The organism is Marivita sp. S0852, assembly GCF_046591575.1.
In the GTDB taxonomy this organism is placed as follows: Bacteria; Pseudomonadota; Alphaproteobacteria; order Rhodobacterales; family Rhodobacteraceae; genus Marivita.
On record NZ_JBIQWA010000003.1, the window covers coordinates 188,947 to 208,516 of the forward strand.

Annotated in this window: 21 protein-coding genes and 1 tRNA gene; 6 read left to right on the forward strand and 16 right to left on the reverse strand. The window is 59.2% G+C overall.

Going from position 1 to position 19,570, the window contains the following annotated elements; genetic code table 11:
• Positions 1-2: 2 nt before the first annotated feature.
• Positions 3-1,517 (forward strand): anthranilate synthase component I, encoded by a 1,515-nt coding sequence (gene trpE / locus ACG74X_RS07325; protein ID WP_411233645.1) that lies wholly within the window; start codon positions 3-5, stop codon positions 1,515-1,517.
• An 84-nt stretch (positions 1,518-1,601) separates the two neighbouring features.
• Here trpE and ACG74X_RS07330 read toward each other — a convergent pair whose 3' ends face one another.
• Positions 1,602-2,015 (reverse strand): SufE family protein, encoded by a 414-nt coding sequence (locus ACG74X_RS07330; RefSeq protein ID WP_411233647.1) that lies wholly within the window; start codon positions 2,013-2,015, stop codon positions 1,602-1,604.
• A 132-nt stretch (positions 2,016-2,147) separates the two neighbouring features.
• Between ACG74X_RS07330 and ACG74X_RS07335 the strand changes: the two genes are divergently transcribed.
• Complete coding sequence (locus tag ACG74X_RS07335) at positions 2,148-2,663, forward strand: hypothetical protein (protein ID WP_411233649.1); 516 nt, start codon at positions 2,148-2,150, stop codon at positions 2,661-2,663.
• Positions 2,664-2,668: 5 nt separating this feature from the next.
• On the opposite strand, the gene rnd is transcribed toward ACG74X_RS07335, so the two are convergent.
• The 3 genes from rnd to purM all read right to left on the reverse strand — a co-directional run bounded on the left by rnd (position 2,669) and on the right by purM (position 5,556).
• The gene (gene rnd, locus ACG74X_RS07340; RefSeq protein WP_411233651.1) at positions 2,669-3,826 is read right to left on the reverse strand and encodes a ribonuclease D; all 1,158 of its coding nucleotides are present in this window, start codon (positions 3,824-3,826) and stop codon (positions 2,669-2,671) included.
• 93 nt (positions 3,827-3,919) lie between these two features.
• On the reverse strand, positions 3,920-4,513 hold the full coding sequence (gene purN / locus ACG74X_RS07345; RefSeq protein WP_411233653.1) for a phosphoribosylglycinamide formyltransferase: 594 nt from the start codon (positions 4,511-4,513) through the stop codon (positions 3,920-3,922).
• Positions 4,510-5,556, reverse strand: a complete 1,047-nt coding sequence (purM, locus tag ACG74X_RS07350) for a phosphoribosylformylglycinamidine cyclo-ligase (RefSeq protein WP_411233654.1) — start codon at positions 5,554-5,556, stop codon at positions 4,510-4,512. Before purM ends, purN begins: the two co-directional genes overlap by 4 nt.
• A 117-nt stretch (positions 5,557-5,673) precedes the next feature.
• On the opposite strand from purM, the gene ACG74X_RS07355 reads away from it, so the two are divergent.
• Positions 5,674-5,750, forward strand: a tRNA-Ile gene (locus tag ACG74X_RS07355).
• Between the two features lie 17 nt (positions 5,751-5,767).
• Here the strand turns inward: ACG74X_RS07355 and ACG74X_RS07360 are convergent.
• Both ACG74X_RS07360 and ACG74X_RS07365 read right to left on the reverse strand, forming a co-directional pair.
• Entirely contained in the window at positions 5,768-6,505 is a 738-nt protein-coding gene (locus ACG74X_RS07360; RefSeq protein WP_411233655.1) for a sirohydrochlorin chelatase, read from the reverse strand.
• An 11-nt stretch (positions 6,506-6,516) separates the two neighbouring features.
• Complete coding sequence (locus ACG74X_RS07365) at positions 6,517-7,284, reverse strand: SDR family NAD(P)-dependent oxidoreductase (protein WP_411233656.1); 768 nt, start codon at positions 7,282-7,284, stop codon at positions 6,517-6,519.
• 201 nt (positions 7,285-7,485) lie between these two features.
• Here ACG74X_RS07365 and ACG74X_RS07370 point away from each other — a divergent pair, with 201 nt between their 5' ends.
• A complete protein-coding gene (locus ACG74X_RS07370) occupies positions 7,486-8,409 on the forward strand; it encodes a lysophospholipid acyltransferase family protein (RefSeq protein ID WP_411233658.1) in 924 nt (307 codons plus the stop codon).
• Here the strand turns inward: ACG74X_RS07370 and ACG74X_RS07375 are convergent.
• The gene (locus ACG74X_RS07375) at positions 8,373-9,038 is read right to left on the reverse strand and encodes a DUF1223 domain-containing protein (protein ID WP_411233659.1); all 666 of its coding nucleotides are present in this window, start codon (positions 9,036-9,038) and stop codon (positions 8,373-8,375) included. The two genes, ACG74X_RS07370 and ACG74X_RS07375, sit on opposite strands and share 37 nt — an antisense overlap.
• Before the next feature lie 262 nt (positions 9,039-9,300).
• Between ACG74X_RS07375 and acnA the strand changes: the two genes are divergently transcribed.
• Positions 9,301-12,084, forward strand: a complete 2,784-nt coding sequence (gene acnA, locus ACG74X_RS07380) for an aconitate hydratase AcnA (RefSeq protein ID WP_411233660.1) — start codon at positions 9,301-9,303, stop codon at positions 12,082-12,084.
• Positions 12,085-12,263: 179 nt separating this feature from the next.
• Positions 12,264-12,647 (forward strand): DUF805 domain-containing protein, encoded by a 384-nt coding sequence (locus tag ACG74X_RS07385; RefSeq protein ID WP_411233661.1) that lies wholly within the window; start codon positions 12,264-12,266, stop codon positions 12,645-12,647.
• A 278-nt stretch (positions 12,648-12,925) separates the two neighbouring features.
• Here ACG74X_RS07385 and ACG74X_RS07390 read toward each other — a convergent pair whose 3' ends face one another.
• From ACG74X_RS07390 to secD, 9 genes are all read right to left on the reverse strand, one after another.
• On the reverse strand, positions 12,926-13,465 hold the full coding sequence (locus ACG74X_RS07390; protein WP_411233663.1) for a DsbE family thiol:disulfide interchange protein: 540 nt from the start codon (positions 13,463-13,465) through the stop codon (positions 12,926-12,928).
• Positions 13,458-13,616: a heme exporter protein CcmD gene (gene ccmD, locus ACG74X_RS07395; RefSeq protein ID WP_411233665.1), complete on the reverse strand. Its 159-nt coding sequence runs from the start codon at positions 13,614-13,616 to the stop codon at positions 13,458-13,460. The genes ACG74X_RS07390 and ccmD overlap by 8 nt, the downstream gene beginning before the upstream one ends.
• Complete coding sequence (locus ACG74X_RS07400) at positions 13,613-14,341, reverse strand: heme ABC transporter permease (protein ID WP_411233667.1); 729 nt, start codon at positions 14,339-14,341, stop codon at positions 13,613-13,615. Before ACG74X_RS07400 ends, ccmD begins: the two co-directional genes overlap by 4 nt.
• A 59-nt stretch (positions 14,342-14,400) precedes the next feature.
• Positions 14,401-15,057, reverse strand: a complete 657-nt coding sequence (ccmB, locus tag ACG74X_RS07405; protein WP_411233668.1) for a heme exporter protein CcmB — start codon at positions 15,055-15,057, stop codon at positions 14,401-14,403.
• On the reverse strand, positions 15,054-15,668 hold the full coding sequence (gene ccmA / locus ACG74X_RS07410) for a heme ABC exporter ATP-binding protein CcmA (RefSeq protein ID WP_411233670.1): 615 nt from the start codon (positions 15,666-15,668) through the stop codon (positions 15,054-15,056). Before ccmA ends, ccmB begins: the two co-directional genes overlap by 4 nt.
• A gap of 117 nt (positions 15,669-15,785) precedes the next feature.
• Positions 15,786-16,142, reverse strand: a complete 357-nt coding sequence (locus ACG74X_RS07415) for an Mth938-like domain-containing protein (RefSeq protein WP_411233671.1) — start codon at positions 16,140-16,142, stop codon at positions 15,786-15,788.
• A gap of 15 nt (positions 16,143-16,157) precedes the next feature.
• Positions 16,158-16,916, reverse strand: a complete 759-nt coding sequence (locus ACG74X_RS07420) for a TSUP family transporter (RefSeq protein WP_411233672.1) — start codon at positions 16,914-16,916, stop codon at positions 16,158-16,160.
• On the reverse strand, positions 16,909-17,877 hold the full coding sequence (gene secF / locus ACG74X_RS07425) for a protein translocase subunit SecF (protein ID WP_411233673.1): 969 nt from the start codon (positions 17,875-17,877) through the stop codon (positions 16,909-16,911). The genes ACG74X_RS07420 and secF overlap by 8 nt, the downstream gene beginning before the upstream one ends.
• Before the next feature lies 1 nt (position 17,878).
• The gene (gene secD / locus ACG74X_RS07430; RefSeq protein WP_411233675.1) at positions 17,879-19,540 is read right to left on the reverse strand and encodes a protein translocase subunit SecD; all 1,662 of its coding nucleotides are present in this window, start codon (positions 19,538-19,540) and stop codon (positions 17,879-17,881) included.
• Between the last annotated feature and the right edge of the window lie 30 nt (positions 19,541-19,570).

Sequence of the window (19,570 nt, forward strand, 5' to 3'; positions counted from 1 at the left end):
TTATGGCCCATTTGACTCCCGATTACGACAGCTTTGCCCGCGCCTATGAAGCGGGTCAGAATCAAGTTGTGTCTGCACAGCTTGCCGCTGATCTCGACACGCCGGTGTCTTTGATGCTCAAACTGACGGGGGCGGCGAAAGACGCGTTTGTTCTCGAAAGCGTCACCGGCGGAGACGTGCGGGGGCGGTATTCGATCATCGGGATGAAACCCGATGTGATCTGGAAATGTCATGGCACTCAAAGCAGCATCAACCGGTCTGCACGCTATGACCCGGACGCATTTGAGCCGCAGTTAGACGATCCGCTGACCGCCTTGCGGGCGCTGATCGCCGAATCGAAAATCGACCTTCCCGAAAGCCTGCCCCAATCGGCGGCTGGCCTGTTCGGGTATCTTGGCTACGATATGATCCGGCTGGTTGAACATTTGCCCGATGTGAACCCCGACCCGCTTGGCCTGCCCGACGCAATTATGATGCGGCCCTCTGTCGTGGCGGTGTTGGACGGGGTGAAAGGCGAAGTGACCGTGGTGTCCCCCGCCTGGGTCAATGACGGGCTGACCGCACGCGCCGCTTATGCGCAGGCGGCCGAGCGGGTGATGGACGCAGTTCGCGATCTGGAGCGCGCCTTGCCGCAACAGGCCCGCGAAATGGGAGACGCCGCCGATATCGCGCCCCCGGTGTCGAATTTCACCCACGAGGGATACAAGGCGGCCGTTGAAAAAGCCAAGGATTACATCAAAGCAGGCGACATCTTTCAGGTCGTCCCGGCGCAACGATGGACACAGGATTTTCCGCTTCCGCCATTTGCACTTTATCGTTCCCTTAGAAGAACCAATCCGTCGCCCTTTATGTTTTACTTTAACTTTGGCGGGTTTCAGATTATTGGCGCCAGCCCGGAAATCCTGGTGCGGGTCTTTGGCGATGAAGTGACCATTCGCCCAATCGCAGGCACCCGTCCCCGTGGAGCCACACCGCAGGAAGATGCCGCCCTGGAGGCCGATCTTTTGGCCGATGCCAAGGAATGCGCGGAACATCTGATGCTACTGGATCTGGGCCGCAACGATGTCGGGCGTGTCGCCAAAATCGGCACGGTCCGCCCGACCGAGCAATTCATCATCGAACGCTATAGCCACGTCATGCATATCGTCTCGAACGTGGTGGGCGAACTTAGCCCCGATCATGACGCGCTGTCCGCTTTGCTTGCCGGTCTGCCAGCGGGCACCGTGAGCGGCGCGCCCAAGGTGCGTGCGATGCAGATCATTGATGAGCTGGAGCCGGAGAAACGCGGCCTTTATGGCGGCGCTGTCGGGTATTTCAGCGCAGGAGGCGATATGGATATGTGTATCGCCCTGCGCACGGCGTTGGTGCAGGATCAAAAGCTGTATATCCAGGCCGGTGGCGGGGTTGTTTATGACAGCGATCCCGAAGCCGAGTATCAGGAAACCGTGCACAAATCGAACGCCATTCGCCGCGCCGCTGCCGATGCGGCCCGCTTTACCCGAAGCAGCAACGACTGACGGTTATGGCGGATTGGGGGCCAGCCCCCAAACCCCCGAGATATTTGTGAAACAGAGAAAGCAGCGGGTTTCTGTAGGGATTGTCTAGGATGAAGAGTTTGCTGCAAACCCCTGCAAACGCTCGATCATTGCGCGCAGCCCGTTCGACCTTTGCGCAGATAGGTGATCGTTAAGCCCAAGACGCCCCAGTTCGGCGCGGGCATCAATCGCCACCACCTCTGACGGTGGAAGGCCATTGTAAAGCTTGCGCAGAACCGCGATCAGACCATTGACGATCATCGCGTCGCTTTCCCCGTCAAAGTGCACCACGCCGCCATCGATCTGTGGGTGCAGCCACACCTGGCTGGCACAGCCGTCAACCTTGGTTGCGGGCACTTTCAGCGCCTCTGGCAACGGCTCCATGGCCTTGCCCAGTTCGATCACCATTCGATAGCGATCTTCCCAGTCGTCAAGAAATTCGAAATCCTCAACAATATCTTCAAACGCAGCGCTGGCCATCGTGAACTCCACTGGTCTTTCCGTGTTCCAAACACCTATGCAGAGCGATCAGAAACGTCCAGCCCGGGCTTGACGCTTTTCAATGGCGGCGCAATCGGTTACGTCGAAAGAAGACAGGCAAAGGGACCGACCATGCGCAAACCCGTGACGCTTTTGACCCTCGCACTGGTGGTGCTGACCAGCTGTACCGCCATCAACCAGTCCCGGTTCAATCCGCTGAATTGGTTTGGGTCCGGCCAGCCTGATCCGTCCGCGATGACCCCCGCCGACAGCGAGGTAAATCCATTGATCCCGGCTCGTCGCGCGTCGGTGTTCCGCACAAACCAGGCTGCGGTTTATGCCGGACGCCCTGTTGCGCAGATCACAGAACTGTTGATCGAGCGCCGTCCCGGTGGGGCGATCATCCGTACCACGGGTCAGGCCAGCCGCGTCGGCCCGTTTGATGTGCGATTGATCGCCGATGACGACGCCAGCACCGATGATACGCTTGTGTTTGACTTGCGCGCGCGGCAGCAGGCTGGCCCGCGCTCTGCTGGCCCGCTGGCCCGTCAGGTCACAGCAGCGGTGTGGATCACGGATCAGGATCTGCGGGGCATTCGGTCAATCACGGTGCGCGGGGCCGATAACGCAAGAACAGCGCGCCGCTGAGGGGCTTAGATCTCGATGATCTGAACCTGCTTGCCCTTTGCGGCCAGCGCGACACGCCCTTCGCATAAACGCAGAGCGTCTTCACCAAACACCTCGCGGCGCCATCCCCGCAAAGCCGCGATATCCCTGGCACCAGAGGCCAGCGCATCCAGATCGGCGGCCGAGGCGATCAGTTTCGAGGCAACACCCGAGGTTTCGGTTTTCGCCTTGAGCAAGACCCGAAGCAGATCGGCCAGTGCCGGATTGACCTGCGGGGATTGGCGCGGATTGTCCAGAACCGGCAATTGGTCTTTCGGCAGGCTTTGGGCGCGGTGCACGGCTTTGAGGATACCTTCGGCGATATCGCCTTTGCGCGCATCCCGAAGCAAAAGCCGCGACCTTCCCAGGTCGCTCATATCTTTGGGTTTGGTCGAAGCCAGTTCAACCAGCGCATCATCCTTGTAGACCCGGCTGCGCGGGATATTGCGATCCTGGGCATAGCTTTCGCGAAATTTGGCCAGTTCCTTGATCAGGGCCAAAAACCGCGGCGCGTTCGAGCGCGTCTTGATGCGCATCCAGGCATCGTCGGGATGGGTGACATATGTGTCTGGAGCCAGCAACGTGGCGATTTCTTCCTCGACCCATTTGTCGCGACCGCTATCGGCAAGACGCTTTTTCAGGAATTCATAGATTTGACGCAGATGAGTGACATCCGCCAGGGCATAGGTTTTTTGACTGTCCGACAAGGGCCGTCGCGACCAGTCGGTAAACCGGGATGATTTATCAAGCGATTCTTTGGCGATTTTGCGGACAAGCGTCTCGTACCCGACCTGATCGCCGAAACCGGCCACCATGGCCGCCACCTGTGTGTCAAACAGCGGTTCAGGGATCACACCGTGGTCGATATAGAAAATCTCAAGATCCTGGCGCGCCGCGTGGAACACTTTGACCACGTCCGGATTTTTGAACAGCTCCAGCAGGGGATCAAGCGACAGGCCATTGCTTAACGGATCGACCAGAATTGCGTCATCCTCCCCGTTGCCGCGATAGGCCAGCTGGATCAGGCACAGCTTTGAGTAATAGGTCCGTTCTCTTAGAAATTCGGTATCGACGGTTACATAAGCCGTCTGGGCGGCGCGCTGACAGAACGCAGCCAAATCCTGGGTCGTGGTCACAACGTGCATATAATGGGTCGTTCTTTTATCGTTTTTTCTTTGGCACCCCGTCTTACGCATAGCGGAAGCGTAAAACCCTGCATAGCGCAAGATTGGGTCATTTCAAGGCAGATCCAGCCGCGAGCGGTCTCCGATCGCGACGCGGCGCAGGATTTTTGGATAAAGAACATGCTCTTGCGCCAAAACGCGCTGTGCAAGTTTTTCTGGCGTGTCGTCGGGTAAGATCGGCACCCGCGCCTGTCCCAGCACCCGGCCACCATCCAGTTCGGCTGTGACTTCATGCACGGAACACCCCGCCTCCGAGTCGCCCGCAGCAAGGGCGCGGGCATGGGTGTTCAGCCCTTTGTATTTCGGCAGCAGCGACGGATGGATGTTCAAAAGCTTGCCCTGCCACCGGGTCACGAAGGGTGCGCTTAACACGCGCATGAACCCGGCCAGACATATGACATCCGGCTTCGCCGCCTCCAAAACCTCTGACAAGCGCGCCTCAAACGCGCTGCGATTCGCTCCAAAGGCTGTGTGATCCACACACGCGGTCGCAATGCCCCGGGATCGGGCTTTCTCAAGACCGCCGGCATCCGCAACATTGGAGACAACCAGAACCGGTCGCGCCGGATGATCGCCCTGCATATCCTCGACCAGCGACACCATATTGGACCCGCCACCAGAGATCAGGATCGCAACGCGTTGTGTCACAAAAGAGCGCCGGAATAGGCCACGCCCGGTGTGCCGGTGACAGTCCCGATCTCGGATACGGTTTCGCCCGCATCGGTCAACACCGCCGTGATCGCGTCACGGTCTGACGGTTTGACTACCAGGATCATGCCGATGCCACAGTTGAATGTCTTGAGCAATTCGGCCTCTGACATGGTGCCGGTTTTGGCCAACCACTGGAAAACCGGGGGAAGATCCCATGCGGACAGATCAATCTGCGCGCCCAGGTCTTCGGGCAGGACCCGTGGCAGGTTTTCCGTCAACCCGCCGCCGGTGATATGCGCCAGGGCGTTTACGCCGCCCTGCCCGATTGCGGCCAAAGCTTGCTTTACGTAAAGCCGCGTCGGTGTCAGCAACGCCTGCCCCAATGTGCCATCGCTCCAGGGGCAATCGGCCTCCCAGCTCAGGCCGGATATCTCGACCAGCTTGCGCACCAGCGAATAACCGTTTGAATGCACCCCGTCAGAGCCAAGCCCCAACAGCACATCGCCTGCGGTCACATCGCGTGGCAGATCCGTCCCGCGCTCCATGGCCCCGACGGCAAAGCCCGCCAGATCAAAGTCGCCAGCCGGATACATGCCCGGCATCTCGGCGGTTTCGCCGCCAATCAACGCACAGCCGGATAAGGCGCAGCCTTCGGCAATTCCTTCGATGACCCGCGCGGCGATGTCGGTCTCAAGCTTGCCAGTGGCGAAATAGTCCAGGAAAAACAACGGCTCGGCACCTTGGCAAACAAGGTCGTTCACACACATCGCAACCAGATCAATACCCACGCCATCAACGTGGCCGGTGTCAATTGCGATGCGCAGCTTGGTGCCCACGCCATCGGTCGCCGCCACCAGAACCGGATCGGTATAGCCCGCGCCTTTGAGGTCGAACAGCGCGCCGAACCCGCCCAGCCCCGACACCACTCCGGGCCGCGCGGTGCGTTTGGCCGCAGGTTTGATCCGGTCAACCAGCGCATTGCCCGCGTCGATATCCACACCTGCATCTGCATAGGTGATGCCATTTTTGCCGTCTGTCATGATACGCCCTCCGGTGCTCGCGGCTGCCTTAGCGCAGGCATGGGCACAAGTCCATCATCCGCGTGTCGCAGCGCCTCTTGACGCGCCCCGGTTGTCTGATAGTGAAACACTCATGGCGGGCCTGTAGCTCAATTGGTTAGAGCAGAGCGCTCATAACGCTTTGGTTGCGGGTTCAAGTCCTGCCGGGCCTACCATATCCGCTGTCACCCGATCAGACGCACACGGACACGTCCGATGTCGTCGCCCGCCATCTCAGCGCGTCGGCGATCATGGCAGGCACGTCCGGGTTCAGGCCAATCGGATCAAGCACAATCCCCTTGTAGCCGGTTGCGGCAACCGCTTGTGGCAAATCGTCAAGAACATGGCCGCGTTTTGCGGCGAAATATGGCAAGCAGATCGACTGTTGGCCCAGACCGGTCAGTGCTTCTTCCAGCGATGGGGCTTCTTCGACAAAGCCGCATCGGCATGATTTTGGTGCGAACTCGGCGGCCAGTTGATCGGCAAACGTATAGGTGGCGGCTGACACCCGTTTGGATTTTCCCGACCCATGCCCGGCAATCACCAGATCTATGTCGGACGGGTCAAGCCCATGGTCTTTGGCGATATCGCGCAACCACCGCGCAGCAAGCATCGGCAATGTGCAATCCATGCCAAAGGTGACAAGTTGCGGGCCGACATCGGGTGCCAGACGTCTGGGCAATTGCACCTGTGTGAACCAACCATCCGCCATGAACATCGGATAGATCAGCGCGCCGGGGCGCTCTGCGCTCAGGGCTTCGATCTTGCCACGGGCCGCCAGCGTCACACCTTCGACCCGCGCGTCTGGCAAAAGCGCGCCAACAGAGGCCGCCAGAGCCGCGATTTCCGCTTCTCCGACCTCGGGGTCAGAGGGTTGTCCATGGCTTACGATAATCGCATCAAACGGCATAGCGCCCCTTTCTTTTGTCATTGAACGGCATTCTAGCGCGGCGCCATGCGAATGGCACCGTCCAGACGGATCACTTCCCCGTTCAGCATGGAATTTTCCACGATATGACGCACCAGCTGTGCGTATTCGCTGGCATGTCCCAATCGTGGTGGAAACGGCACCTGCGCGCCCAGACTGTCCTGCACCTCTTGTGGCAGGGCTTCAAGCATCGGGGTTTTGAACAATCCCGGCGCAATTGAACAGATCCTGATTCCCAATGGGGCCAGATCCCGCGCCATCGGCAGGGTCAGCCCGACCACGCCACCCTTTGACGCGGCATACGCCACCTGCCCAACCTGGCCTTCATAGGCGGCAATGGATGCGGTGTTGATCACAACGCCGCGCGACCCGTTCTCGTCCAGCGGATCATTGCGCGACATCAGCGTCGCCGCCTGAGAGGCCACCTGAAACGTGCCGATCAGGTTCACGTTGATCACCTTGGCAAAAAGCGCCGGATCATGCGCGACCCCTTTTGACACGGTTTTTGCCGCCGGGGCCAGACCGGCGCAATTGACCGCGATATGCAGGCCACCATAGGCGGACGCGATCCGGTCCATGGCTGCCGCAACACTTGTGGCATCGCTCACATCCGTTTGCACAAACATCCCGCCCAGCTGCGATGCGGTCGTCTCGCCGATCTCGGCGTTCAGGTCCAAAATCACAACTTTTGCGCCTGCCTCTGCCAGCGCGGTTGCCGCGGCGTGGCCCAGACCAGAGGCCCCACCGGTGATGGCTGCCACGGTGTTTTCGGTTATGTCCATGTTCGGTGTCCTTGTTCAGCTGGTGCCGATGTTATGGCTGCTGGCAACGCACACGCAAGCCGGTGTGTCGCGCAGTCCCGTCTGTTGTCCACCCAAGTGCCAAAACCTCGTGCCAAAACACCGGTCACGGCTGAGCGGTTGTGTGCGGCCATCCTGCAGCCTATGTGTGATCATCAATTCTGCAGGCAAGACACAGATCCCGTGGCCAAGAAGAACCGCAAACACAGCCCCGGTGGGTGGCAAGACTGGATCACCGACCGCATTCTGCGCGGTGCGATCTGGCTGGCGCTGCGCCTGCCGGTCCGCGCACGGCTTTGGGTCATGGGGCGTCTGGTGCGTCATGTCGTGGCCCCTTTGGCTGGATACCGTCAACGGGCAATGGACAATCTGGCCCATGTCTGGCCCGACATGCCAAAAGACACCCGAAAACGGCTTGCCGACCGCGTTGCGGACAATGCCGGGCGCACGATGATCGACAATTACGATGTGCAGGGCCTGCTGCGCCGGATGGAGAATGCGACGCTGTCGGGTGACGGGCTGCCGCATATCGAACAGGCGCGTGCCAGCGGTCGGCCGGTTTTGTTTGTGACAGGCCATTTCGGAAATTTCGAGGCCCCGCGCGCCGCGTTGGTGGCCCGAGGCTATCGCATTGGTGGTCTCTACCGTCCGATGTCGAACCCGTTTTTCAACGCCCATTACGCGGCCAACATGCACGCCTTGTCCGATCCGGTGTTCGAACAGGGGCGCCGGGGCACGATGGGGCTGATCAAACATATCCGCGAAGGCGGCATGGGCGTGTTGCTGTTTGATGTCTATGACAGCGCGGGCACGACGTTTGATTTCATGGGCCAACCTGCGCCGACGCTGACCTCTGCTGCGGATATCGCGCTGAAGACGGGTGCGTTACTGGTGCCGTTTTTCGGCATCCGGCAGCCGGATGGCGTGTCGTTCGAAGCTGTCTTCGACGCGCCGATCGAACATGGTGATCCGGTTGTCATGATGCAAACAGCCACGCGGCGGCTTGAGGCGCGCATACACGCGCATCCCGAGCAATGGTTCTGGATTCATCGCCGCTGGAAGCCGAAACGTCAGCGCAAACGCGCGGCAGCCAGGATGGGGCCATGATCCTTGGCCTGAACCAACACGACAATCGGCGCTGACCCTTCGACGGCCACGCTTTCAGACAGCGCCGTGCGCCCGTTCCAATCGCCGATATCGTGCCATTCTGTAACGATATGCGTGTAAGTGATGTCTTTGCCAGCGTTTTCGCCCCGCGGAATCGACACGGTTTGATGCGGCATATAGCGGATCAGGACCAAATCAGCGTTTTGCATGTCCTGCTGTGCAGGGGCGGCAATACGCAGGGTTGATCCCTCCAAGGACAGGTCAAGCGGCACCAGCATGCCCTTTTGCGCATAATCCTGTACCATGTCTGCAACATCGATCACGCGGTTGCCCACAACCGCCTTGGAGCCGTTGATCACCATTTGCGGCGTATAGATGGCCCGGCTGCCGAAAGACCGCGCATATCCTTTTTGGCGCCCGGTAAAGGCGGCATGCGCAAACTGGTCTTTCCAGCCGATATAGTCCCAATAATCGACATGCAGCGCCAGCGCGATGACATTGTCACGCTGCCCCAACCGGCCCAGCAATTCATCAGCCGGAGGGCAGGATGAACACCCCTGCGAGGTAAACAGCTCGACCACCACAAGCGCGTTTTCCGCCTTGGCGGTGCTGCCCGTAGTTGCGATCATCAAAGCTGTTAAAAGTGTCAGAAGCCTGCGCATTCTCGAGCTGTCCCGTTCGTGGTATCATAGCAGAGACGTAGCGCCCGACGAGTGAAATAACCAATCAAGGTTTTGAGAGAGAGCTGCGATAAGTGTTACAGAAAACCGTTGGCTTCATAATTGTGTGCAATAGTATACCAAAATCGTCGCACCCCCCTTGAACGCCCCCGATCCATCGGGCAAATAGCCCCTAGAATTCCTGTATTTCTTTGCTTTGAGGAGCCCTGTCATGCCCATCACAGTTGGTCAGGACACAGCCAAGACCCGCAAGACGCTGACGGTCAACGGCACGTCCATCGCCTATTATTCGATCCCTGCGGCCGAAGCGGCGGGGCTTGGATCGTTTTCCAAACTGCCCGCCTGCCTGAAAGTCGTTCTGGAAAACATGCTGCGCTTTGAGGATGGCAAGACCGTCACCGTCGACGACATCAAAGCGTTCGGCACCTGGGGCGAAAAGGGCGGCAAGAACCCGCGCGAAATCGCCTACCGCCCTGCCCGCGTTCTGATGCAGGACTTCACCGGTGTTCCTGCGGTTGTGGATCTGGCGGCGATGCGCGACGGGATCGTGGCGCTGGGGGGTGATCCGGAAAAGATCAACCCGCTGAACCCGGTGGATCTTGTCATCGACCATTCGGTGATGATCGACGAATTCGGCAACCCGCGCGCGTTCCAGATGAACGTGGACCGCGAATACGAACGCAACATGGAACGCTACACCTTCCTCAAGTGGGGTCAGCAGGCGTTCAACAATTTCCGCGTTGTGCCGCCGGGCACGGGCATCTGCCATCAGGTGAACCTTGAATACCTCGCACAAACCGTCTGGACCGATGCGGATCAGAACGGCGAACAGGTGGCCTATCCTGACACGCTTGTGGGCACCGACAGCCACACCACAATGGTCAACGGCGCTGCCGTGCTGGGCTGGGGCGTCGGCGGGATCGAGGCAGAAGCCGCGATGCTCGGCCAGCCGATCTCTATGCTCATCCCCGAAGTTGTCGGCTTTGAGCTGACCGGCGAAATGATGGAAGGCACCACCGGCACAGATTTGGTTCTCAAGGTGGTCGAGATGCTGCGCGAACGCGGCGTGGTGGGCAAATTTGTCGAATTTTACGGCAAAGGCCTTGATACCCTGCCGCTGGCGGACCGGGCGACAATCGCAAACATGGCCCCGGAATATGGCGCGACCTGTGGCTTCTTCCCGATCGACGACGAAACCCTGCGTTATCTGAAGACCACGGGCCGCGACATGGATCGCATTGCTTTGGTCGAGGCGTATGCCAAGGAAAACGGCTTCTGGCGCGACGCGGATTACGCGCCGATCTACACCGACACGCTGACGCTGGATATGGGCACCATTGTTCCGGCCATCTCCGGGCCAAAGCGGCCACAGGATTACGTGGCGCTGGATAAAGCGGCGCAGACGTTTGGGGAATACATCAGCGGTCAGCGGCCGGGATACAAAGCCGATCAGGAAGAAAAAGAGGAATGGTATGACGAAGGCGGCGCACTGGCCCCGCGCAACATTCCGGGCGACATCGGCAAGCACAAGCGCGCCAAGGTCAAGGGTGAGGATTACACGATCCATGATGGCACCATCGTGATCGCCTCGATCACCTCCTGCACCAACACGTCCAACCCCTACGTGATGATCGGCGCGGGCCTCGTGGCGCGCAAGGCGCGGGAACTGGGCCTGAACCGCAAACCGTGGGTCAAGACATCGCTCGCCCCCGGCTCTCAGGTTGTGAGCGCCTATCTTGAGGCCGCAGGCCTTCAGGACGACCTTGACGCCATCGGCTTTAACCTTGTCGGCTACGGCTGCACGACCTGTATCGGCAACTCCGGCCCAATTCAGGCGGAACTGTCAGAGGCGATCAACGAGGGCGACATCATCGCCACCTCTGTCCTGTCCGGCAACCGCAACTTCGAGGGGCGTATCAGCCCGGATGTGCGCGCCAACTACCTGGCCTCGCCACCGCTGGTCGTGGCTTATGCGCTGGCCGGTGACATGAATATCGACATCTCTAAAGACCCGCTGGGTCAGGATCAGAACGGAAACGACGTATATCTCAAGGACATCTGGCCGACGCAGGCCGAAATCGCCGAACTGGTAGAAAAGACAGTCACCCGCGAAGCGTTCATGGAGAAATACGCCGAGGTCTTCACCGGCGACGAAAAGTGGCAGGGTGTCGAAACCACCGACCAGAAAACCTACGACTGGCCGCCGACCTCGACCTACGTTCAGAACCCGCCCTATTTCCAGGGCATCACGATGGACACCAAGAAGATCGAAAACATCGAAGGCGCGAAAGTGCTCGCGCTTCTGGGCGACATGATCACCACCGACCACATCTCGCCGGCCGGATCGTTCAAGGAAACCACGCCCGCAGGCCAATACCTTCTGGAACGGCAGGTCAGCCCGCGTGAATTCAACTCTTACGGATCACGCCGTGGCAATCACGAGATCATGATGCGCGGCACCTTCGCCAATATCCGCATCAAGAACGAGATGCTGGACGGTGTCGAAGGTGGCTACACCAAAGGCCCTGACGGTCAGGAAACGTCGATCTTTGACGCGGCCATGGCCTATCAGGAACAGGGCACGCCCCTGGTGGTGTTTGGCGGCGAACAATACGGTGCCGGATCGTCCCGTGACTGGGCGGCCAAGGGCACGGCGCTGTTGGGCGTGAAGGCGGTCATTGCCGAAAGCTTTGAACGCATCCACCGCTCCAATCTGGTTGGTATGGGTGTGATCCCGTTCGAATTCACCGGCGGCGATACACGCAAATCGCTGGGCCTGACCGGCGATGAAACCGTGTCGATCCACGGGCTGGACACGATCACCCCGCTGGCCGAGGTGCCCTGCACCATCACCTACGCGGATGGCACCGAGAAGACGATCACGCTCAAATGCCGGATCGATACCGGGATCGAGATCGAATACATCGAAAACGGCGGCGTGCTGCACTATGTGCTGCGCGATCTTGCCGGGCGGGATGCGATTGCGGCCGAATAACGGACGACCATTACACATGAAAACGGCGGGCCCCGTGCCCGCCTTTTTTATCCGCTCTGCCAAACCTGAGATCAAACCGCAAAATTGTTGAATTTCACGACAAGGCCTGCATCCTGTAACCGCAGACCGACACATCTCAGGCGGCATGCACGCAGGTTTTTACATCAAGGATTTGGATTATGACCTTTCAAGACGCCATCAAAACATGTTTCTCGAAATACGCCACCTTCACAGGCCGCGCCCAAAGATCCGAACTTTGGTGGTTTGTCCTGTTCCTGTTGATTGTCAACACTGTCTTGTCCTTTGTTGATTCCGCAATTTTTGGGCAAACCGTTGAGGGTCAGACAATCTCGGTGTTAGGCGGATTGTTTTCTTTAGGAGTTTTTCTTCCGTCTGTCGCTGTTGGTGTGCGCAGGCTGCACGATCTGGACAAATCCGGATGGTGGTATCTGCTCGTCTTTATTCCGCTCATTGGCGCATTGATCTTGGTGTATTTCTTTGTGCAAAAAGGCTCGGATGGGCCGAACCAGTTTGGACCCGACCCTTTGGCCACCCATCCGTGACACAAACGGTCTGACGCAGAATGTGTCTTTCACAGGCCTGAGGTTCGCCCGACCTGGTCTGATCCGGCCTGGCACATCCTGTCGCATGTGACAGCTTGGCCCCTACACTTTTGTCGGGGCTGCCCCCATGTCAGAGACTTAACAAATACCTAACATCGACGAGTTAAGACATGAAACTGCTGACCATCATACAGACTGCAGCATTGCTTGTTCTTGCGGGCGCAAGCGTATTTGCCGGAACCTCTGTTCCAATGCAGGCCGTGCTGCCCTAAACGCCGTCAGTCGGCCAGTGCCGCCTCAAGCGCGGGCACAAAGCGCTGTTCGTAATCCGACCCGACCAGTGGCCCGGCAAATCGGTACAGGACTATTCCATCCCCATCGACGATAAATGTCTCGGGCGGTGCTGTGACGCCCCAGTCAATCGACGTGCGGCCGCCGGGATCGAACGGCACCGCTGAAAACGGATTGCCGTCTTCGATCAGATACCGTGTTGCATTGGCCTGCTGGTCGCGAATGTTGACCCCGATGATCGACATGCCCTCTGCCTGCATCTCAAGCAGTTTGGGATGTTCCAACCGGCATGGTGGACACCAGCTTGCCCAGAAATTCACCAGAGTCACCTCTCCGGTTTGAAGCATCTCGGGCCTGAAGGCGGGATAGCCGCTGAGGGCCAGTTCGGTGATCGGCGGTGCCGGTTGTCCGACGCGCGTTGACGGAAGGCCCTGGGGGTCTTCGCGAAACATGCCCACATAAGCCAGGATCGCAAAGGCCCCGAAGATGACTGGCGGCAGCGCCATCAAGGGTGAGACTTTAGCCATTTCGCGGTCTCCGGTTTTCAACCTCTTCCAACGCGGCGCGCACCTTGCCGGCGCGGCGGATGCTGACCAGCACGATCACCACCAGCAACGCCAGCGTCACCGCATATGAACTAAGCACTTCAAACGCGTATTTTCCCAGATCCGGCATCATGCCTGTCCCTCCCGCGCCATCAGCGCCCGTGTCCGGCGGGCACGAATTTCAGTCTGTGTCCGCAAAAACACCAACGCGATAAACAAAAGAACAAACCCCGCGATACAAACCAGCAATGGAAACCAGAATACGTCCGAGATGTTCTCTTCCTTGTCCAGACTAAGCGTCGCTCCCTGATGCAGGCCCTGATTCCAGAAATTGACCGCATAGCGGCTGAGGATCGCAAAAACAGAGCCGACCAAACACAGGATCGACGTCAGATCCGCGGCGGTGTCGTCGTTTTCAATCGCTTCCCACAAGGCCATGTAGCCCAGGTAAAACAGGAACAGGATCAGAAACGAGGTCAGTCGCGGGTCCCAGGCCCACCATGTGCCCCACATCGGCTGGCCCCAGAACGCGCCTGTTGCCAAGGCAATCACCGTCATCACCGCCCCCACCGGGGCCGCAGCCCGCGCGGCCAATGCCGAGACGTGATGTCGGCGCACGATCCACACCAGCGACGCCACCAGCATCATCAACCACGCATTGATCGCCATCAGCGCTGACGGTACGTGAATGTAGATGATTTTCACGGTTGATCCCTGCCGGAAATCATTCGGGGTGAAAAAGAAGCCCCAGATCAGTCCGACACTCAATGACACGCCGGCAAGTGCCCATATCCACGGCAACACCTTGTCGGTGGTGCGGATGAATTTCACCGGATTTGCGTATTCCCACAAAGACATATGCAGCAGGTAGGTGGTTTTGATCGCGCCTTCAATTCAAATTCGCGCCAAGCGACGCGTTATCGCAGATTGATCCGCAGAACAGCCGCGCTGGCAAAGGGCAACAAGGCGATCACGCCAAAGCTGATGCCCGCCAGAAGCATCAGCGGTGTCTGCACCGTCAACCCCTCTGCTCCGCGTCGCGCCACCTCTGCGCCAAAGATCAGCGTGGGCACATAAAGCGGCAGAACAAGCAATGACATCAACAGCCCCCCGCGCTTGAGACCAACGGTCAACGCCGCCCCAAAGGTTCCGATCACGCTAAGCGCCGGTGTGCCTAGCGCCAGGCTGATCAAAACCCACTGATAGGCGGGCAATGGCAGGTTCAGCAAAACGCCAAGCACCGGTGCCGCAAGCACCAATGGCAAACCGGTGGTCAGCCAATGCGCCAACGCCTTGATCGACACAATGCTTTCGACAGGAAGCGGTGCGGTGGCCAGCAGGTCCAACGTGCCGTCCTCCCAATCAAGCGCCAGAATCCGGTCAAGCGACAGCAAACACGCCAGCAACGCGCCAATCCACAGAATACCCGGTGCGATGCGGGACAACAGCTCGGTCTGTGGGCCGACGCCCAGAGGCACAAGCACGGTCACGATCAGGAAAAACGCCAGACCCAGCCCAAAGCCACCACCTGCGCGGATCGACAGGATCAAATCGCGGAACAGCAGCGCTCTCACAGGAAGGCCTCGTCCATCTGACGCGTCCGTGGCAGCGCCTTGAACGGCGTCAGGTCCAGAACCCGCGCCTCGTTCAGACCCAGATCAATATGGGTGGCCATCAACGCGCTTCCGCCGTTGCGCAGATGCCTGCGTATCGCATCCGCAAAAAGCGCCACAGACGCCACATCCAGTGACACGGTGGGTTCATCCAGAACCCAGATCGGCCGCCCGGTCACCATCAACCGCGCCAATCCCAGCCGCCGCTTTTGACCGGCAGACAATGTGCCCGCCATCCGGTTACGCAGCTCTTCCAGATCAAAGGCTTGCAGTGCGGGATCAATGTCCTTGAGCCCGAACACAGCGGCCCAGAATTGCAGGTTTTCCGTAACGCTCAGCATCGCCTTGAGCCCGTCGGAATGCCCGGCATAGGCCATCTGGTCCTCGGCCCCTGTCACGCGTCCCGCTTCGACCGGTTGCAAACCGGCGACACTGCGCAGCAGGGTGGTTTTGCCGATACCGTTCGGCCCGCGAAGGACCAGTGCCTCACCCGGCGACAGGTCAAAGGACACCCCTTCCAGGATTGCCAAACCGCCCCGCGTGACGGCCAGATCGCGAACAGCCAATACCATGCCCCCGCTTAACCCACGGACGCGCCTGCTAAAAGCGGGAAAATGGTGTTTTTCTGAATAGTTGGGACTGCCGTTGCAGGCGGTGTTGCGAAACGCAGCGTCACATAGGGGTCCGCGTCATTCGACCGGCAAAAGCGCGACCGCAACGCGCCGTCCTTCGGACAGCAATACATTATAGGTGCGGCAGGCCGCCGGAGAGCTCATCACTTCGACACCGACCCCGGCCTCTTCCAATGTCTGGCGCAAGGCGGCGGGAATATGTGCGATGTCCGTGCCGGTTCCGATAAACAGAACGTCCACCTCGCCGGTCATGTCCAGCAGCACCTGCGTGTCCTCATACCCGCCCCAGGGCCGCGTTCCCAGACCGCCGGTCACAACCGGAGCCGGGTGTTTTTTACCACCGATCCGAAAGAAACCCGCGCCATAGCCTTCGATGGGTTCCGCGTCATCGTAAACCACTTCGTTCAGTCGCATATCCGTTCCTCCAGCTTAGCCTCTGTCCCAAAGAGGGAGCCCCATGAGCGTGGCACCCCCGATTATGACATAGGCCGCAACCCGATAGAAGCGTTCCCGGCCCGGATGAAAAAGTCCCTGTCCCAAAACCGCGCCGATGCCGTAGGGCAGCAAAAACAGCAAGCCAAGCGCGATGGCCTGAACGGTCAGCACATTCTGAAGATACATCAAGGGCAGGATCAGCAAGCTGGTCGTGCTGAGAAACACCACGGTTGTGGCGCGGGTCACCGCAACCGGATCACGTCCGGCCAGCTGAAACAGCACCATGATCGGTCCGGTCAGGCCGCTGACCCCCCCGACAAACCCGGCGGCAAATCCAACACCGGCACGCGCGCCTGCCGTGGGTTCCAGCTCGTACCGCCATCCCGCGATCAGAGCGCAGAGCGTCAGACCGCAGATGGTCACCACAACCCATCGCAGGATGGTCACATCCGTCACCGTCAAGACCCAGATGCCCAATGATGCCGAAACTGTCGCGCTGACGATCAGGATCGTGACGGCCTTGCGATCCACCAAAGGAAGCGCCTTGGGAAAGACCGTCACAAAAGACGAGATCGACGAGACGGAAAAAGAGGCAATGGCCACCGCAGGCGGCAGGAAAATCGTTCCGACCGGCAAAAACACCAAGGCCGCGCCGAACCCGGCAAACCCATAGACAAACCCCGCGACAAGCGTGGCCAACAGCAACCATTCCAGCCCCGCTGTATCCAGCGCGGCCAGGATCGACTCAGGCATCGACGTTCGAGAACTGGTTGCCGGTTGTATCTGTCGGCTTGGTCCAGTCGCGTTTGACGCCCAGCCACAGCAGGATGGCCGATGCCACAAAAATCGACGAATAGGTGCCGACAATCACACCCCAGATCATCGCAAACACAAAGCCCCGGATCACATCGCCGCCCAGCACAAACAGCGCGATCAGCGCCAGAAGCGTGGTGATGGATGTCATGAAGGTTCGGCTAAGCGTTTCGTTGATCGAGATATTCAGAACCTCTTTGAGATCCTTTTTCTTGTACTTGATCAAGTTTTCCCGAACCCGGTCAAACACCACCACCGTATCGTTCAGCGAATAGCCCACAATGGTCAGAAGGGCCGCGATAATCGCCAGATCAAACTTGATCTGAAGCTCTGAAAAGATGCCGATGGTCAGGATCACGTCATGCACAAGGGCCGCAACCGCCCCCAGCGCGAACTGCCATTCAAAGCGCAGCCAGATGTAGATCAGAACAGCCCCGATCGCCAGGATCACCGCAATGGCGGCGGTTTGGATCAGCTCTCCGGACACTTTGGGGCCAACGGATTCGACCGATACGAACTGGATGTCGGGCACCACCTCTGACAAGGCGTTCTCGACCCGCTGGATCACGGCCGTGCTGACCGCCTCTTCCCCGTCCTGGGCCTGAATGCGGACCATGGCTACGTTTTGCTCGGGGCCGAATGTGGGATCGAACACTTCCGAGATGGTCACATCGCCCAACTCCAGCGCACCAATCGCGTCGCGGTACACGCCAACATCAATCGGTTGCGCGCTTTCGGTGCGGATCGTTGTGCCGCCGCGAAAGTCGATGCCGTAGTTCAGCCCTTGCAAAAAGAACGAAACAAAAGACAGCAGCATCAAAAACGCCGAGATCCCGAACCACAGTTTCCAGCGGTTGAAAAAGTCGAAATTTGTACCCTGTTTGACCAATCGCAACCGCATCTCAGACCTCAATCGTTTTGGGACGACGACGTTCGAACCACATAATGATCAAAAGCCGAGTGAAAAAAATGGCTGTAAAGACCGATGTCAGGATACCAAGACCCAGCGTGATGGCAAAGCCGCGCACCGGCCCGGACCCCATGACAAACAGGATCACAGCAGTGATAAACGTGGTTATATTTGCGTCCAGAATGGCCGAAAGCGCTCTTTCATAGCCAAGCTCGATTGCCCGCGCTGGCCCTTTGGCCGTTCGCAACTCTTCGCGGATACGTTCGAAAATCAGCACATTGGCGTCCACCGCCATCCCCACCGTTAGAACAATCCCGGCGATACCCGGAAGGGTCAGTGTGGCACCGATCAAGCTCAGCAATCCGAAAATCAGCCCGATATTGACGATCAAGGCGACATTGGCGAACAATCCGAACAGGCCGTAACTCAGCGCCATAAACACCAGCACCGCTGCAAAGGCGATCATCGTGGCGATCCGGCCCGCATCAATGCTGTCCTGGCCCAATTCCGGCCCGATGGTGCGTTCTTCCAGAAATTCCAGCCCCGCAGGCAAGGCCCCTGCCCGCAAAAGAACCGCAAGCTGCGTGCTTTCCTCGACTGAAAAATTGCCGGTGATGATCCCCGATCCACCCGGAATATGGCTTTGAATGACGGGCGCGCTGATCACCTCGGCATCCAGAACGATGGCAAACGGGTTGCCGATATTGGCCGCTGTATAATCGCCGAACTTGCGCGCTCCGGCCGGATTGAACCGGAAATTGACCGCAGGTCGCCCGTTCTGGTCAAAAGCCGGTTGCGCATCGACCAGTTCCTCTCCGGTCACCACCGGCGATTGTTCCAGAATGTAAAACGTGCCCGCTTCGTCCATTGAAGGCAGGATTTCATTGCCGATACCCGCCACCGCATTCGCGTCAGAGCTGCGTCCGATCACCGGCTGAAAGGTCAATTGCGCGGTTGTGCCGATGATTTCCTTTAGTTCTGCCGCAGATCCAATGCCCGGCACCTGAATCAAGATCCGGTCAGACCCCTGCCGCTGAATAGTGGGTTCGCGGGTGCCGACCTCGTCGATCCGCCGACGGATGATCTCAAGGCTTTGCAGCATCGTGCGTTCGTCGGTGGCGATCTGCTCGGCTTCGGACAGGGTCACGACGATTTCATCGCCCTCGGCCCGGACCTCAAGATCGTTGCTCAGCGCCCCGGTCAGCGACACCACCGGCTGCGCCAGTCCGCGCACCAGCTCCAGCGCGCGGTCCATGCCCGCAGGTTCGGAAATCCGCACCCGCAGCTCGTCAACCGGCGATGATTGCAGACGAATGGTGCCCACCGTGGCCCGTTCCGGGCGCAGAACGTCGCGCACTTCGGGCCAGAGCGCGGTCATGCGCGACTCGTAGACATCCGTGACCTGCACTTCAGCCAACAGATGCGCGCCGCCGCGCAGATCAAGGCCCAGGTTCACAAGACCCGACGGCAGAAACTCCGGCCAGCTGCCGCGCTGCTCCAGCAGTTCCGGTGTCTCGCCCGAAAGCTCTATCGCGGCGACAGCATCATTGTGCTGCTCGACACGAGGGTAAAACAGGTTTGGCAAAGCCAGGGCCAGACCGACCGCGACCGTGGTCCAGATCAGAAGGCGCTTCCACAGATCGATCTGAAGCATGGGCGAGATGTCCGATACGAGGTTAAAGGA